The following is a 15001-nucleotide window of genomic DNA, read 5'->3' as shown; positions in this document are numbered from 1 at the left end:
CCGGGCCTCAGGCGCGCTCGGCCTCCAGCGCCGGAGCGGCGGCCGGGTCGGCGTCGTCGAGGAAGGTCGTCAGGCGCTCGACCTCGTCGGCCTCGCCGATGGCGGCGGCGCCGCGGCGGAGGGCCCAGAGCGAGCGCAGCACGCCGCGGTTGGGCTCGTGCGACCACGGCACGGGCCCCTGGCCCCGCCAGCCCGCCCGGCGCAGCGAGTCGAGACCGCGGTGGTAGCCGACGCGGGCGTAGGCGTAGGCCTCGAGGTCGGCGCCGCGCGCGGCGGCCTCGTCGCTGAGCAGCGCCCAGGCCAGCGACGACGTCGGGTGGGCCACGACGACCTCGGCCAGCTCGAGGGACCCGAGGTCGGCGAGCACGTCGGGCTCGGCGGGCAGCAGCGTCTCGGGCACGCCGAGGAGGTTCTGGGAGGGCATGCCCCCACGGTAGCCCGTGCTGCCGGACGACCCGGCCCGCGACTCCCCCCGGCCCGCCGCGGCGCGGGTCAGAAGCGGTGCTGCCGCACCCAGGCGTGCATGACCACGGCCGCCGCCGCGCTCGCGTTCAGGCTGCGGGTCGAGCCGAACTGCGAGATCGCGAGCAGCGCCTCCGAGGCGGCCACCGCCTCCTCGCTGAGGCCCGGGCCCTCCTGGCCGAAGAGCAGCACGCAGCGCTCGGGCAGGTCGAACGTCTCGACGGGCACCGACCCCTCGACGTTGTCGACGCCGAGCACGGGGAGGCGGTGGTCGCGTGCCCAGGCCACGAACGTCTCGACGTCGGGGTGGTGGACCACGTGCTGGTAGCGGTCGGTCACCATCGCGCCGCGCTTGTTCCAGCGGCGGCGACCGACGATGTGCACGGTGTCGGCCGCGAAGGCGTTCGCGCTGCGCACGATGGAGCCGATGTTCATGTCGTGCTGCCAGTTCTCGACGGCGACGTGGAAGGGGTGCCGGTGCTCGTCGAGGTCGGCGACGATCGCTTCCATGCTCCACCAACGGTACCGGTCGACGACGTTGCGGGAGTCGCCGTCACGGAGGAGCTCGCGGTCGTAGCGGGGGTCGTCGGGCCAGGCGGCCTCGCCCCCGGGCCACGGGCCGACGCCGTGGGCGAGACGGGGCTCGTCGGGGTCGTCCGGGAGCGGGGAGGGACGCGGGTCGTCGACGGGCACGACCCCAGGGTACGTCGGCCGGTGCCGTGGCCCGCAGACCGATCGGTCATTGCACGTGTGACACGTGGAATGTTACCCTGCTCGAGCCGATCGACGAGCGCCGGCCCGACCCGCAGAGGTGCCCCATCAGCGAGACCGACCTCGACCCCTCTCCCCCTCCGCGTCACGGCTGGCCGGGCAGCGCCGCCGCCGTCCGCGGAGCGCTGGTGGCGGCCGACGCGGCGGCCTGGCTCGTGGCCGTCGCGACCGTGGCGCTGCTCGTCGACCTCGTCGGGCCGGGCACCGCACCGCACGTCGCCGCCTGCGCCGGCGCAGCCGCCGTCGTACAGCTCGCCGTGGGCACGGCCTGGGGCCTCTACCGCCCCCGGTGGGTCGCCGGCAGCGCCGCGGAGGCCCGCGGCCTCGTCGCCTGCGCCGCGGTGGCCGCGGCCGCGGTCTCGCTCCTGCCCCTGGTCTCGCCCTCCCGGCTCGGCCCGTGGATCGACTGGCCGCCGGCCCTGCCCCTCGTCGCGCTCGGCGTCGCCGCCCTCGCGATGGGCTCGGCCCGGGCGCTCCTCCGGGGCCGTCTCGAGGCGCGGCTCCGCCCCCGCGGCGCTCCGACGCCGGCCCTCGTGCTCGGTGCGGGCTCCGTGGGCGAGCACGTCGTCCGGCGGATGCTCACCGACCCGAGCTGCCGCCACCGCCCGGTCGCGCTGCTCGACGACGACCCGGCCACGCACGGCATGCGGATCGCGGGGCTGAAGGTGCTCGGCGGGCGCGAGGTGCTGGCCGAGGCCGCGGCCCGCACGGGCGCCGGCACCCTCGTGCTCGCGATGGCCCGGGCCGACGCCGCCCTGGTCCGCGAGCTGACCGACCACGGCGAATCGGCGGGCCTCCGCGTGCTGACCGTCCCCACCATCGACGAGATCCTCGAGGGCAGGTCGGGCGTCACCGACCTCCGTGACGTCTCGCTCGAGGACCTCGTCGGGCGACGCCCGGTCGAGACCGACGTCGCGGCCGTCGCCGCGAGCGTCCGGGGCCGTCGCGTGCTCGTCACGGGCGCGGGCGGCTCGATCGGCAGCGAGCTCTGCCGCCAGCTGGCGGCGCTCGGCCCGGCGGAGCTCATCCTCCTCGACCGTGACGAGACCGCCCTGCAGTCGGTCCAGGTGTCCCTCGCCGGCCACGGCCTGCTCGACACCCGCGAGGTCGTCCTCGCGGACATCCGCGACCCCGTGGCGCTCGGAGCCGTCTTCCGGGCCCGTCGCCCCGAGGTGGTGTTCCACGCCGCAGCCCTCAAGCACCTGCCGCTGCTCGAGCAGTACCCCGGCGAGGCCTGGCAGACCAACGTGATGGGCACGCTCCACGTGCTGGAGGCCGCGCAGGCCGTCGACGTCGAGACGTTCGTGACCATCTCGACCGACAAGGCGGCGAACCCCACCAGCGTGCTCGGCCGCTCGAAGCGCGTGGCCGAGCGGCTCACGGCGCACGCCGCCCAGGCCAGCGGCCGTCGCTACCTCTCGGTGCGGTTCGGCAACGTCCTGGGCAGCCGCGGCAGCATGGTGCCGCTGTTCCGCGACCTGATCGCGGCGGGCCGGCCCCTCACGGTCACGCACCCCGACGCGACGCGGTTCTTCATGACCATCCCGGAGGCCTGCCAGCTCGTGCTGCAGGCCGGGGCCATCGGCGGGCCCGGAGAGGTCCTCGTGCTCGACATGGGAGAACCCGTGCGGGTGCTCGACGTCGCGGAGCGGATGATCGCCCTGTCGGGGCGTGACGTCGAGGTCGTGTTCACCGGCCTGCGCCCGGGCGAGAAGCTCCACGAGGAGCTCACCGGCGTCGGCGAGGTCGACGAGCGGCCGGTCCACCCGCTCATCTCGCACACCGTGGTGCCGCCCCTCGCCGCCGACGACCTCGACGTCCGGTCGATGACGAACGGCCCTCCCCCCGCGGGCGAGCGCCGCGTCGCGACGGCCTGAGCGGGACGGCCTAGTCGCGGCGGGCCGAACGGCCTCGGCTCCGACCCGGAGGGGACGCGGCGGCCGCAGCGTCGCACTCGACGACGTCGCAGAGCCGGGCGACGAGCAGGGGCTGCGCGTAGCGCTCCTCCGCGAGCCGCCGGGCCGCCCGCCCGGCCTGCCGGAGCCCGGCGGCGTCGTCGACGAAGTCGGCTAGGGCACGCGCGGCACGGGCGGGGTCACGGTCGAGCTGCAGGCCCGCGCCCGTCTCGACCAGCGCCTCCGCCTGCCAGCCGCCGACGTTGACCGCGACGGGCCGCGCCGCGGCGAGCGCGTCGAAGTACTTGTTCGCGCTGTTCGCCCGCAGGGCCGGTACGTCGGCGAACGAGCTGAGCGCGACGGTCGACGCCGCCAGGACGTCGGGCAGGTCGGCCTTGGCCACGGCGTCGAGCACGACGAGCGACCGGTCGAGGACCCCGAGCCGGCGCGCCCGCTCGCGCACCGCCTCCTTCTCGGCCCCCGCCCCGAGCAGCACGACGACCAGGTCGTGGCCCCGCCGGTCGAGCTCCACGGCGACGTCGACCAGGTGGTCGAGCCCGTTGGCCCGCCCGAAGGTGCCGCAGTAGACGGCCAGGCGACGCCCGAGGAGGCGCGGGTGGCGGCCCGTGAAGGCCTCCGGCCGGGCACGGGCCGGGTCGAACCGCTCGAGGTCGCTCATGTTCGGCACGACCACGGTGCGGTCGCGCGGGTGACCCGCGCGGACGACCGAGTCGGCCATGCCGGGCGAGAGGGCCACCACGGTCGACGACGAGGCGTAGGCCGCGCGTTCGAGGAGGCGCGCGGCCGCCCTCAGGAGGGGGTGCCGCAGTGCCCCCATCGCGATGGGCACCTCGGGCCAGCTGTCACGCACCTCGAAGACGAGCGGCGCCCGGCGGAGGAGGGTCGCCGCGATGCCCGGCACGGCGATCGTCAGCGGGGTGCTGGTCGCGACGACCACGTCGCCGCGGAGCGACCGGGCGAGCAGCGAGGAGCGCAGGGCGAAGGCGACGAACGCGACGATGCGGCGTCCGTCGCCCATGGCGGCGGCGTAGTCGACGGGGAGGCGGTGGACCGTCACGCCGTCGTGGACCTCGTCGGCGTCAGCGCCGTGCGCGCTCGCGGGGGCCGCGTCGACGGGCGGCGTGGCCGTCACGACGTGGACGTCGTGCCCGCGACGCGCGAGGGCCGTCGCGACGTGGAACGACCGCACCCCGCCGGCCTGCGCGGGGGTGAGGAAGTACTGGTGGAGGTAGACGACGCGCACGACGGCCTTCCGACGGAGACGGCAGGTCGTGGGCACTCCCCCGCCTGTGATGTTGCACATGTACAATACCGACTGCTCGGCCCGCCGTCGAGAGTCCGCACCCGATCGGAGCGAGAGCCGATGTCCCTGTCCGACCACCTCCACGTCCTGCGCCGCTCCTGGTGGCTCGTCGCCCTCGTGACCCTGCTGGGGCTGGCGGTCACGGCCGTCGTCTCGGGCGCCTCCCCGCGGGTGTACGAGTCGAGCACGCAGCTCTTCGTCTCGGTGCGCGGCACGAGCACGAGCACCGCGATCGAGGTCGGTCAGGGCAGCGCCGCCGCGCAGCAGAAGGTCCGCAGCTACACCGACGTCGTCACCAGCTCGCGCGTGCTCGAGCCGGTCGTGCTGCGGCTCGCCCTGCCGATGAGCACGAGCGAGCTCGCCGAGGCCGTCACCGCGACGGTGGCCGCGAACAGCGTCGTCCTGACCATCAGCGTCCGCGACACCGACCCCGCCCGCGCGGCCCTCATCACCGACGCGGTCAGCGAGAGCTTCCGCGACGTCGTGGTGGGCAGCCTCGAGGCCTCGCCCGACGGCGGGGCGAGCCTCGTCGGCCTCGAGGTGCTGGAGCCCGCGGTCGCGAGCAGCGCGCCCGTCTCGCCCCGCACCTCCCGCGACCTGCCCCTGGGCCTCGCCCTCGGCGCCGCCGTCGGCTACCTGGGCGCCCTCGCCCGGCACCTGCTCGACACCCGGGTGCGCTCCGGCGACGACGTCGAGGCGGCGGGCGAGACCGTCCTCGGGGCGACGCTCCACGACCCCGACGCCCAGCTCCGCCCGCTGACCGTGCAGCACGACCCCCGCGGCACGCGGGCGGAGGCGTACCGCTCGCTCCGGACGAGCCTGCAGTTCGCCGACGCGGGCAGCGACGCCCGCGTGGTCGTGGTGACCTCGGCGCTGCCCGGCGAGGGCAAGACCACGACCACCGCGAACCTCGCCGTGACGCTGGCGGAGACCGGCGCCCGGGTGGCGTTGGTCGACGCCGACCTCCGCCGGCCACGCCTCGCGGAGATGATGGGGCTGGAGGGCGCCGCGGGCCTGACGGACGTCCTCATCGGCCGGGCGGGGCTCCGCGACGTGGCCCAGCCCTGGGGCCGCGACGGCCTCGACGTCGTCGCCGCGGGCCAGGTGCCGCCGAACGCGAGCGAGCTGCTCGGCTCGACGCGCATGCGCGAGCTCCTGGTCGAGCTGAGGGCGACCTACGACTACGTCCTCTTCGACGCACCCCCGCTGCTGCCGGTCACGGACGCCGCCGTCCTGAGCCACGTCGCGGACGGAGCCCTCGTCGTCGCCGCGCTCGGCCACACCCCGAGGGCCCGCCTGGAGGAGGCCCTCGCCCACCTGCACCGCATCGGAACGCGGGTGGTCGGCGTCGTCCTCACCATGCACCCGGTCGGCCGGGGAGGTGCCTACAGCGCCCCCTACGCGCCGGTCTCGGCGGCGTCTGAGCCCCTGGTGACCAGCCCCGCCTCCACGGGCTCCGAGCGTCGCGCCCGCGGTCGCCGGGCGGCACCGCGCCGGGCCGACGACGAGCGCCGTGCCTGACGGTCCAGCCCGACCCGTTCTGGATGCGCGCTGACGAACGGGGGCGCGGCGTCGATCCTCCTCCTGGCTCAGCGGGCGTCAGAGGTCGACGACCACGGCCCCCCAGGAGAGACCGACGCCGAAGCCGACCAGGAGGAGCCGCATGCCCGGGCGGACCTGGCCCGTCCGGAGGGCCGCCGCCAGGGCCAGGGGGATCGACGAGGACGTCGTGTTGCCCACGTCGCTCATCTCCACCACGAACTTCTCCGTCGGGAGGTCGAGCTTGCGTCGCAGCGTCTCGAGCATGAAGGCGTTCGCCTGGTGCAGCACGACGGCGTCGATGTCGTCGAGGGTGAGATCGGCGCGGGCGAGGGTCTCCGCGATCGCTCGCGGCACCGCCCGCAGCGCGAAGCCGAAGACCTCGGCGCCGTCCATGAAGAGGTCGTGGCCGTTGCTCTCGAGGCCCCGCGCCCCCGGCGACGCCGCAGGAGCCAGACGATCGCCGTCGGCGAGGCCGCCGGTGGGCACGATGAGGTGCCGGGCGCCGGAGCCGTCCGTCCCGTAGCTGAAGCCCCGGAACGTCGGCGACCCGGCCGACGCGGCGACGAGGGTCGCGCTGGCCCCGTCGCCGAAGATCGTGCGGAGCGGAGCGTCGGAGGGGTTCACGTAGCGGCTCAGGGTGTCGGCGGTGAGCAGCAGGACCGAGTCGGCCTGCCCCGAGTCGATGAGCGCGGACGCGGCGCCGAGGCCGTAGACGTAGCCCGAGCAGCCCATGCCGAGGTCGAACGCGCCGACGTCGGTGCGCAGGCCCAGGCGGTCCTGCACGAGGCAGGAGGTCGACGGCATGGCGTAGTCGGGCGTCTGGGTGCAGAGCAGCACGAAGTCGATGCTCGCTCTCTCCAGCCCCTGCTCGCGGAAGAGGGCCTCGGCGGCGGCCACGGCGAGATCGGCGGTCGTCTCGCCGGGCGCGACGACGCGGCGGCTGTCGATCCCGGTCTTCACCGCGATCTTCGCCACGCTGACCGGGGCCAGCTCAGCATCGAGCCGGGCGTTGTCGACGACGGTGTCGGGCACGTGCCCCGCCACCGCTCGGAGGGCGGCGAACCGCCTCGGCGCGGTCACGGTCGCCCTGCCGCGCGGCCGGCGGGCGTCACCACGACCGCCGGGTTGCCGAAGACGGTGTCGCCGGGCGCGACCCGTCGGAGCACGACGCTCCCGGCCCCGACCGTCGCACCGGCCCCGACGCGTGCCCGGGGCAGGACGGTGGCCGAGCTGCCCACCACCGCGCCGTCGCCGACCGTCACGGCGCCCAGCAGCTGGGCGTACCCGTGGACGGAGACGTGGTCGCCGACGACGACGTGGTGGCCGACGAGGGCCCCGGTGTTGAGCAGGGCGTGACGGCCGATGCGGGTCGAGGTCGACACGACCACGTGGGGGAAGAGCACCGATCCGTGGCTGAGCTCCGCCCCGGCCAGGAGGATGGCGGTCTCGTGCACGAAGGTCGTGAAGACGGCGCCCTTCTCCGCGAGCGCCCCCGTCACCCGGCGCCGGGCGGACGGGTCGGCGATGGTGCAGAGGACGAGGTCGCCGGGCCGGGGCACGTGCGCCTCGACGGTCGAGACGACGCCCGGCCCGCGGGCGACGTCGTCGACGAACACCACGTCGCTGATGCCCCGTGCGTCACGCCAGCCGACCGCGGACGAGATCATCGCGGCGACCTCGTGGCCGGCGCCCCCGGCCCCGACGAGGACAAGACGGGCGGCGCCGGAGGCGGACGGTGACGGGGTCATCGCGCGGTGTACCCGCCGTCGACGACGAGCGAGCTGCCGGTGATCCACCTCGCGTCGTCGGAGAGCAGGAAGCGCACGGCGGCCGCGACGTCCTCCGCGCGGCCCAGGCCGAGAGGGTGGGCGTCGACGACCCGCTGGAGCCCCTCCGGCCCGATGGCGCGCCGCAGCTGGTCGATCATCGGCGTCACCACGGTGCCCGGGCAGACGCAGTTGACCCTGATGGACTCCCGCGCCAGCTCGAGCGCCAACGACTTGGTCATCGTGACGACGGCCCCCTTCGAGGCCGAGTACGCGGCTGCACCGGGCTGGCCGACGAGGCCGAGCACCGACGAGACCAGGACGACGGAGGCGCCCTGGACCCGGCAGGACCGCCGACGGAAGGCCCGCGTCAGCTGCAGCGCCGACCGCACGTTGATCGTCAGCATCTGGTCGACCAGCTCGGCCGACGACGCGCGGACGGGCTGGACGGCCTGGACGCCGGCGCAGTGCGCCAGCCCGCTCAGGGGCCCCTGCTCGGTGACGACGCGGTCGACGAGGCTGCTGCAGGCGTCGGGCTCGGCGAGGTCGGCGACCCAGGAGGCGTGGCCCTCGCCCGGGAGCTCCGCCAGGACGGCGGCGAGCCGGTCGACGTCACGGCCGGCGGCGGCGATCCGGTGGCCCCTCGCGGCGAGGTCGAGCGCGGTGGCCCGCCCGATGCCCGACGAGGCGCCGGTGACGAGGACGAGCGGGGCGGGCGACGCGGTCACGCGACGGACGGGAGGGTGAGGTCGTGCAGGTCGCGGACGGTGGTGCAGTCGGCGAGGCGCTGCGCGTCGACCGTGACGCCGAGCGCGACGTCGACCCGGGCGATGAACTCGACGTTCGAGAGGGAGTCCCACCCGAGGTCGTCGAGCTCGTCGTCGAGCGAGAGCGCCGTGGCGCTGTCGTCGGCCTCGACGAGGTCGTGGACGAGGGCGAGCAGGTCGGAGGTCTCCACGGGAGGGCCCTTCGGGTCGAGCCCCGCGTGGGGACATGGCTGATGTGCAATTGATACATTAGCAGGCGGGTCGACCGACCGGTAGCTCTCAGAGCTGGACGACGACGGCGGCCCACGAGTAGCCGATGCCGAAGCCCACGAGGGCGACGCGGTCGCCCGGCCCCGCGCGCCCGGCGCGGACGGCGGCCTGCAGCGCGAGCGGCACGGACGACGAGGCCGTGTTGCCCGTCGTGGCGAGGTCGACGACGAACTTCTCCGGGGGGAGGCCGATGCGGCGCCGGAGGCTCTCCAGCATCACCGCGTTGGCCTGGTGGAAGACGAAGAGGTCGACGTCGTCGACGGTCAGCCCGGCCCGCCGCAGGCAGGTGTCGAGGGCCCCCGGGACCGTGCGCAGGGTGAAGGCGAACACCTCGGGGCCGTCCATGTAGACGTCCCGGCCCGACGGCGTCAGGCCCCGCGCCTCCGGCGACGACCCCGGCGCGCGCTCCTCCCCCGGCGCGAGGCCGCCGTTGACCGCGAGCAGGTGTCGGGCCCCCCGCCCGTCCGTGCCGAAGGTTGCGCCGAGGAACCGCGGGCCCTCGGCGCCCCCGGTGACGAGGGCGGCCGTCGCCGCGTCGCCGAAGAGCACCCGGAGCTGCGGGTCGCCCGGGTTCACGAGGCGCGTCAGCGCGTCGGCGGTGACGAGCACCACGCGCTCGGCCTGCCGCGTCTCGACGAGGCCCCGCGCGAGGGCGAGCCCGTAGACCCAGCCCGAGCAGCCGAGGGAGACGTCGAGGGCCGCCACGTGGGAGCCGAGGCCCGCGCGCTCCTGGACGAGGCAGGCCGTGGCGGGCAGGACGAGGTCGGGGCTCTGGGTGCAGACGATCAGGGCGTCGACGCTCGCGGGGTCGAGGTCGTGCTCGGCGAGCAGCCGCCGGACGGCGGACGCCGCGAGGTGCGACGTCCACTCCCCCGGGGCCGCGACGTGCCGGGCGTGGACGCCGGTGCTCGCCGCAGCGCGCGCGACGTCCCAGCCGGGGTGCTGGGCGGCGAGGTCGTCGTCCGTCAGCACGGCCTCGGGGAGGTACGACGAGAGGGCGGCCAGCTGGGCGTGGACGGGTGCGGTCACGGGGCGCCGTCGACCGTCGGGCCGGCGGCGCGGACGACCGCCAGGACGTCGTCGACCGTCCGACAGGCCGCGAGGTCAGCAGGCTGGACGACGAGCCCGCGCCCGACCTCGAGCTCGACGATCAGGGTCACGTCGGTGAGGGAGTCCCAGCCGAGGTCGGCGAGCGCGACCCCGGGCCGGACGCGCTCCCGGTCGATGAGGGCCGCCGAGGCGAGGGTGTCGAGCAGGTCGGACGTGTGCATGGTTCTCCTCCGGTGACATGTGAAACATAGTGTAGCCCCCTGGAGGCACTGTGCCTAGATGCCCCCGAGCCGCTGGGCACGGGCCCACCGGGCATCAGTAAGGTGTCGCCATGGCTGATCGAAGCGACGTGGAGTGCTGGCTGACCGACATGGACGGCGTGCTCGTGCACGAGAACCACGCCCTGCCGGGGGCGGCCGACCTCATCCAGCAGTGGCAGGACGAGGGCACGCCGTACCTCGTCCTCACCAACAACTCGATCTTCACGCCGCGCGACCTGGCCGCGCGCCTCCGCGCCTCCGGCCTCGACGTGCCCGAGGAGCGCATCTGGACCTCGGCCCTCGCGACGGCCGACTTCTGCCGGTCGCAGATGCCCGGCGGCTCCGCCTTCGTGATCGGCGAGGCGGGCATGACCACCGCGATGCACGAGGCCGGGTTCATCATGACCGAGACGGCCCCGGACTACGTCGTGGTCGGCGAGACCCGCAACTACTCCTTCGACGCCATCACCAAGGCCGTGCGGCTGATCCGGGCCGGGGCCCGCTTCATCGTCACGAACCCGGACGCGACGGGGCCGAGCGCCGAGGGCGTGCTGCCCGCCACGGGCGCCATCGCCGCGATGATCCAGGCCGCGACGGGCAAGACGCCCTACGTGGTGGGCAAGCCGAACCCGATGATGTTCCGGTCGGCGATGAACCGCATCGGGGCGCACAGCGAGAACACCGCGATGATCGGCGACCGGATGGACACCGACATCATGGCCGGCATCGAGGCGGGGCTGCACACCATCCTCGTCATGACCGGCATCAGCGACCAGGCCGAGATCGACCGGTACCCCTTCCGGCCCAACGAGGTGCTCAGCGGGGTGCACGAGCTCGTCCGGGCCGAGCCGCTCGAGAGCGACGTCGTCCCCTCCGAGCTCTAGGCGCCGTCGACGCCCCCGGCTGGGGCGTCAGCCCGCCGTCGGCGCGAGGCTCGTGGTGAAGGGCTCGCCGCTCGAGCGCGTCACGAAGCACGAGTAGGTGCGGTCGCCCGCGTCCCAGTCGGCGGCCGTGACCGGCCAGCTCGCGACGAACTGGACGTCGCGGTACGCCCCGGCGGCCGTGAGGTCGAGGGCCTCGGGCGACGTGCACAGCACCGACATCTGGTTCTGCAGGGTCTCCGAGCCCGGCCACGGCGCCCCGGCGTCGCCGGGCAGCGCGCCCTGCGACGCCAGCTGGGCGACGTGCGGGGCCGCGCAGTCCACCACGTCGTAGTCCTGCTGCCACGCGTCCTCGAACGACGAGAAGCACTCTCCGCCCTGCAGGTCGCTCCAGGGGTGGCTGCCCGCCGGGAGCGGTCCGGTCGCGGCCGCGGGCTCCTCGACGGGGGCCGGGTCCGCCGTCACCGTGGTCGGTGCCGAGGCGGGCTCGCTGGTCGCGGCGGGGTCGGCGGAGGCCGAGTCGCCGGAGAACAGCGAGCGCCCGAGGAAGAAGAGCGCCACGAGCGCGAGCACGACGACGACCGCGGCGCCGACGACGAAGAGCACGAGTCGCCCGCGCGGCGACCCGACGACCGCGGCGAGTCGGCCCGCGGGCTCCCGGCGCCCGCGGCGCTCGTCGTGAGCACCCGCCGCCGTCGGCGGCACCCAGGCCGAGGAGGCGCGGGCCGGGCTCTCAGCACCAGCCCCTGCCCCTGCCCCGAACGAGAGGCCGGGGAGCTCGCCCGCGGCCTCGGGCGGCGCGGTGCGCGCGCGCTCGACGGGCTCGGCGGGAGCGGACGGGGGCACGGGCGGGCGGTAGGGCTCCGGGAACCCGGAGGCGGCGGCCGCGGGAGGCGTGGCCGAGGCCGAGCCCCCGAGGTCGGCCGGCGTGGTCTCGCCGCGCTCGGCCTCGTCGTGCCCGACGTCGTCGCCGCCCAGCGACCACGACCTCGTGACCGCGTCGTCGGCACCGGGGGCGTCGAGCGTCTCGGCGTCGAGACGCTCGACCTCGAGGGGGACCTCCTCGACGACCGGGTCGTCACGGCCGGCGTCGGACTCGACCTCGCCGGGGACGTCGTCGAGGGCGCCCGGGTCGCCGGACGGGTCACGCTCGGCGGCACCGGCCGCGAGCGGCACGATGCCGAGGATCTGAGTGAACGAGGGCTCGACGACCGGCGCCGACGCGGCCGGCTGGACGACCGTCGCGGCGGACGGGGCGGGGGCGCCGTCGTGGTCGAGCAGCGGCGGGGGCGGCGGCGGCGACGAGAGGGGCTGCGCCGGAGGCACGGCCACACCCGCCGCCTCGGCGAGGCGACGCTCGCGGCGGGTCATCTCGTGGTGCTCCTCGACCCACCAGGGGGCGGTCGAGCCAGCGGCGTCCTGGGCGGGCTCGGGCTCGGGCTCCGGCTCCGGCTCCGGCTCCGGCTCGGGCTCGGGCTCGGGCGTCGCCGCAGCCGCCGCCCCGGGGAGCGGGGTCGCGGGCACCTCGAGGGCGCGCGTCGGCAGGTCGGTCTCGACCCGCGACTCCTCGGGGGCCTCGCCGGCGGGCGCCGAGGCGGGCGGCAGGGCCTCCCAGTCGAAGGACGCGGGAGGCGCGGAGCCCGCAGCCGGGGCCGCCGCGAGCAGGGCGGTGAACGGGCCGGGGACCTCGGCGGCTCCGTCGGGGCCGGGCTCGGGCGCGGACTCGGGCTGGGGCTGCGGCTCGTGCTCTCCGCCGGGCTCGCTCCCGGAGACGGGCCCGGAAGGCGTCGCCGGCGGGACGGTGCCAGCCAGGGCGCCCAGGTCGAGCGCCAGGGGATGGCCTCCGCTCCGCGGGACGTCGTCGCCAGCCGCGGGCGGCGGCGGGACGGCGAGCGGGGCGCGGGGCGCCTCGGTCGGGACGGCGTCGGCCTGGGAGGAGAACGAGAGCGCGGTCGTCGCCGCGTCGGGCTCGGGGCTCACGACGGGCTCGTCGGGCAGGTCGGGTTCGTCGCCCCCGTCGGTCGAGGTGCCGCCCTCCGGCGGGAGCTCCTCGTCGGTCGGCACGCCCTCGCCGTCGAACTGGGCCGCGAGCCAGTCGCTGGCGTCGTCGGGCTCGGGCGCCTCGTCGCGCCCGGGCCGATCGTCGGTCACGGCTCCAGCCCCAGGTCGGCCAAGCCGATGGCCGCGTAGTAGGGGTAGCCGGCCGCCTCGATCACCTCACGGGCTCCGGTGCTCCGGTCGACGACGACGGCGACGGCCGCGATCTCGGCCCCGACGGCCTCGAGGGCCCGGGCCGCAGTGAGGGGCGAGCCGCCGGTCGTCGAGGTGTCCTCGAGCACGACCACGCGCTTGCCCGCCAGGTCGGGGCCCTCGACCTGCCGACCACGGCCGTGGTCCTTGGGCTCCTTGCGGACGACGAAGGCGTCGTAGTCCTTGCCCAGGGCCACGCCCTGGTGCATCACGGCGGCGGCGATCGGGTCGGCGCCCATCGTGAGGCCGCCGACGGCGAAGACGTCGGGGACCTCGTCGATCAGGTCGACCATGACCCGGCCGATCAGGGGCGCGACGCGGTGGTCGAGGCTCACCTTCCGGAGGTCGATGTAGTACGACGCCTTCTTGCCGCTCGTGAGCGTGAAGTCGCCGTGGAAGACGGCCTCGGAGCCGATGAACTGGATGAGCTGCGTGCGTGCGTCGGTCACGGTTGACCAGCGTAGAGCAGGTGGCTCCGAGCGCGCCCGGCGGTCGTCGACCCTCGGCGGCGCGGATCCGGCCGCCCGCCCGGGGGCCCCGACCAGGCGAGCGCCAGGGCGACCCAGGCGAGACGGTTGCCCGAGAGGTCTCCGGAGACCGACGCGTTGAGCACCGCCGCCACCGCGACCCCGAGCAGGACGACGGCCACCCCGTCGACGCCGCCTCCCTCCGCGCCGCGCCGTGCGTGGTGCAGCAGCCGCACGAGGGAGGCGACGACGACCGTGAGCACCGCCGCGCCGGCCGGCCAGCCGCCCTCGACGAACGCCTCGAGCACGAGGTTGTGGGCGTACTGACGGTCGCCGGAGCCGGGGACCGCCTCGGACTCCCCGAGCACCGTGACGAAGCCGCCCCACCCGGTGCCGCCCGGGCCCCCGTCCCGGAGCGCCCGGAACGCTGCCCGCCAGAGGGGGAGCCGCCCCTCGGCGCCGGTCACCTCGCCCGTCAGCACGAGCCCCAGCCGGTCGGCGCCCGGCGAGTCGCTGACGACGACGCCGACGCCGGACGCGACCAGGGCGACGGCCAGCCCCCCGAGCCGGCGGCGGCGCCCCTCCCGCACGACGAGCGCGACGACGACCAGGGCGACGGCCGCGGCGAGCACGGGGCCCCGCGAGCCGGTCGCGACGGCGGCGAGCGCGGCCGCGGCCGCGCCGGCGAGCAGGCGCAGGCGGGGCCTCCGGCCGGGCAGGACGAGCGCGGCCCCGAGGATCAGCGCCGCGGTGGCGGTCGCCCGCCCCGCCGCGATGGTGTTCGACCCCTCGAGCGCCGCTCGCCCCCACTGCGACTCGTCGCGCGGGAGCACCTGGAGGGCGGCCACCGTCGCGAGCCCCCACCCCGCCGTCCAGGCGAGCCAGAGCCTCCGCCGCCGACGGGTCGAGAGCAGCACCACGCTCGTCGCCACGACGACGAGCGTCAGGGCCATCCCGGCCAGCTTCGCGCCCTGGTAGCCCTGCGGCACCTCGACGAGCGCTCCGGGGAGGAGCGCGACGACGACGAGGACGGCGCCCGGGGGCACCCGGACGACCCGGAGGCGGGGCGCGAGGTGGAACGCCGCCCCGATGCACAGGGCAGCGGCGAGGGCGACCGTGAGGTCGACCGGCACCGCCGCGAGGGCCGGGCTGCCCTTGACGCCGCCGACGACCAGGACCGCCGAGCAGAGCGCCGCCACGACGTGGTCGCGGAGGGACGACCTCGGCGACGGCGCGCCGGGCGGGGTCGACGACGCCGACGTCTGGCTCGTGCGGGACATCGGACCTCCGGGATCG

The 15001-nt window shown here is 76.1% G+C and carries 15 protein-coding genes; 3 read left to right on the top strand and 12 right to left on the bottom strand.

Translation table 11 applies throughout. The annotated features are described in order from the left end of the window. Positions 1–7: 7 nt before the first annotated feature. Both ASF82_RS07865 and ASF82_RS07860 read right to left on the bottom strand, forming a co-directional pair. Entirely contained in the window at positions 8–424 is a 417-nt protein-coding gene (locus ASF82_RS07865; RefSeq protein WP_056056100.1) for a DUF3151 domain-containing protein, read from the bottom strand. A gap of 68 nt (positions 425–492) precedes the next feature. Next, positions 493–1155, bottom strand: coding sequence for an RNA methyltransferase (locus ASF82_RS07860; RefSeq protein WP_056056098.1), 663 nt, complete (start codon positions 1153–1155; stop codon positions 493–495). Positions 1156–1361: 206 nt separating this feature from the next. Between ASF82_RS07860 and ASF82_RS07855 the strand changes: the two genes are divergently transcribed. Further along, positions 1362–3110 (top strand): nucleoside-diphosphate sugar epimerase/dehydratase, encoded by a 1749-nt coding sequence (locus ASF82_RS07855; RefSeq protein WP_156370000.1) that lies wholly within the window; start codon positions 1362–1364, stop codon positions 3108–3110. Positions 3111–3120: 10 nt separating this feature from the next. On the opposite strand, the gene ASF82_RS07850 is transcribed toward ASF82_RS07855, so the two are convergent. Next, on the bottom strand, positions 3121–4452 hold the full coding sequence (locus tag ASF82_RS07850) for a glycosyltransferase family 4 protein (protein ID WP_082514483.1): 1332 nt from the start codon (positions 4450–4452) through the stop codon (positions 3121–3123). A gap of 60 nt (positions 4453–4512) precedes the next feature. Between ASF82_RS07850 and ASF82_RS07845 the strand changes: the two genes are divergently transcribed. Further along, a complete protein-coding gene (locus ASF82_RS07845; RefSeq protein ID WP_056056093.1) occupies positions 4513–5973 on the top strand; it encodes a polysaccharide biosynthesis tyrosine autokinase in 1461 nt (486 codons plus the stop codon). Between the two features lie 78 nt (positions 5974–6051). Here the strand turns inward: ASF82_RS07845 and ASF82_RS07840 are convergent, their stop codons facing one another. The 6 genes from ASF82_RS07840 to ASF82_RS07815 form a co-directional block, all read right to left on the bottom strand. Further along, on the bottom strand, positions 6052–7074 hold the full coding sequence (locus ASF82_RS07840; protein ID WP_056056091.1) for a 3-oxoacyl-ACP synthase III family protein: 1023 nt from the start codon (positions 7072–7074) through the stop codon (positions 6052–6054). Beyond that, the gene (locus ASF82_RS07835; protein WP_056056089.1) at positions 7071–7742 is read right to left on the bottom strand and encodes an acetyltransferase; all 672 of its coding nucleotides are present in this window, start codon (positions 7740–7742) and stop codon (positions 7071–7073) included. Before ASF82_RS07835 ends, ASF82_RS07840 begins: the two co-directional genes overlap by 4 nt. Further along, positions 7739–8488, bottom strand: a complete 750-nt coding sequence (locus tag ASF82_RS07830) for an SDR family NAD(P)-dependent oxidoreductase (RefSeq protein ID WP_056056087.1) — start codon at positions 8486–8488, stop codon at positions 7739–7741. Before ASF82_RS07830 ends, ASF82_RS07835 begins: the two co-directional genes overlap by 4 nt. Next, positions 8485–8718, bottom strand: coding sequence for a phosphopantetheine-binding protein (locus ASF82_RS07825; RefSeq protein WP_056056085.1), 234 nt, complete (start codon positions 8716–8718; stop codon positions 8485–8487). The genes ASF82_RS07830 and ASF82_RS07825 overlap by 4 nt, the downstream gene beginning before the upstream one ends. A gap of 88 nt (positions 8719–8806) precedes the next feature. Beyond that, positions 8807–9826, bottom strand: coding sequence for a 3-oxoacyl-ACP synthase III family protein (locus tag ASF82_RS07820; protein WP_056056084.1), 1020 nt, complete (start codon positions 9824–9826; stop codon positions 8807–8809). Next, on the bottom strand, positions 9823–10068 hold the full coding sequence (locus ASF82_RS07815; protein WP_056056082.1) for an acyl carrier protein: 246 nt from the start codon (positions 10066–10068) through the stop codon (positions 9823–9825). Before ASF82_RS07815 ends, ASF82_RS07820 begins: the two co-directional genes overlap by 4 nt. 110 nt (positions 10069–10178) lie before the next feature. On the opposite strand from ASF82_RS07815, the gene ASF82_RS07810 reads away from it, so the two are divergent. Continuing rightward, positions 10179–10991: an HAD-IIA family hydrolase gene (locus ASF82_RS07810; protein WP_056056078.1), complete on the top strand. Its 813-nt coding sequence runs from the start codon at positions 10179–10181 to the stop codon at positions 10989–10991. Between the two features lie 27 nt (positions 10992–11018). Here ASF82_RS07810 and ASF82_RS07805 read toward each other — a convergent pair whose 3' ends face one another. Genes ASF82_RS07805 through ASF82_RS07795 form a run of 3 tightly spaced genes read right to left on the bottom strand, consistent with a single transcriptional unit; the run spans position 11019 to position 14985 of the window. Continuing rightward, complete coding sequence (locus ASF82_RS07805; protein ID WP_056056075.1) at positions 11019–13139, bottom strand: septum formation family protein; 2121 nt, start codon at positions 13137–13139, stop codon at positions 11019–11021. Continuing rightward, on the bottom strand, positions 13136–13687 hold the full coding sequence (gene pyrE / locus ASF82_RS07800) for an orotate phosphoribosyltransferase (protein WP_056056073.1): 552 nt from the start codon (positions 13685–13687) through the stop codon (positions 13136–13138). Before pyrE ends, ASF82_RS07805 begins: the two co-directional genes overlap by 4 nt. Beyond that, a complete protein-coding gene (locus ASF82_RS07795; protein WP_056056071.1) occupies positions 13684–14985 on the bottom strand; it encodes an O-antigen ligase family protein in 1302 nt (433 codons plus the stop codon). The genes pyrE and ASF82_RS07795 overlap by 4 nt, the downstream gene beginning before the upstream one ends. Between the last annotated feature and the right edge of the window lie 16 nt (positions 14986–15001).

The organism is Frigoribacterium sp. Leaf164 (assembly GCF_001423665.1).
GTDB lineage: Bacteria > Actinomycetota > Actinomycetes > Actinomycetales > Microbacteriaceae > Frigoribacterium > Frigoribacterium endophyticum.
The sequence above is the reverse complement of the archived record's forward strand: the minus strand, read 5'-3'. Positions and strand labels throughout refer to the sequence as shown.

Coding starts and splice junctions, on each gene's coding strand:
- ASF82_RS07865 (WP_056056100.1), bottom strand. CDS start 424: ATGCCCTCCCAGAACCTCCTCGGCGTGCCCGAGACGCTGCTGCCCGCC.
- ASF82_RS07850 (WP_082514483.1), bottom strand. CDS start 4,452: ATGTGCAACATCACAGGCGGGGGAGTGCCCACGACCTGCCGTCTCCGT.
- ASF82_RS07845 (WP_056056093.1), top strand. CDS start 4,513: ATGTCCCTGTCCGACCACCTCCACGTCCTGCGCCGCTCCTGGTGGCTC.
- ASF82_RS07835 (WP_056056089.1), bottom strand. CDS start 7,742: ATGACCCCGTCACCGTCCGCCTCCGGCGCCGCCCGTCTTGTCCTCGTC.
- ASF82_RS07815 (WP_056056082.1), bottom strand. CDS start 10,068: ATGCACACGTCCGACCTGCTCGACACCCTCGCCTCGGCGGCCCTCATC.
- ASF82_RS07810 (WP_056056078.1), top strand. CDS start 10,179: ATGGCTGATCGAAGCGACGTGGAGTGCTGGCTGACCGACATGGACGGC.
- ASF82_RS07795 (WP_056056071.1), bottom strand. CDS start 14,985: ATGTCCCGCACGAGCCAGACGTCGGCGTCGTCGACCCCGCCCGGCGCG.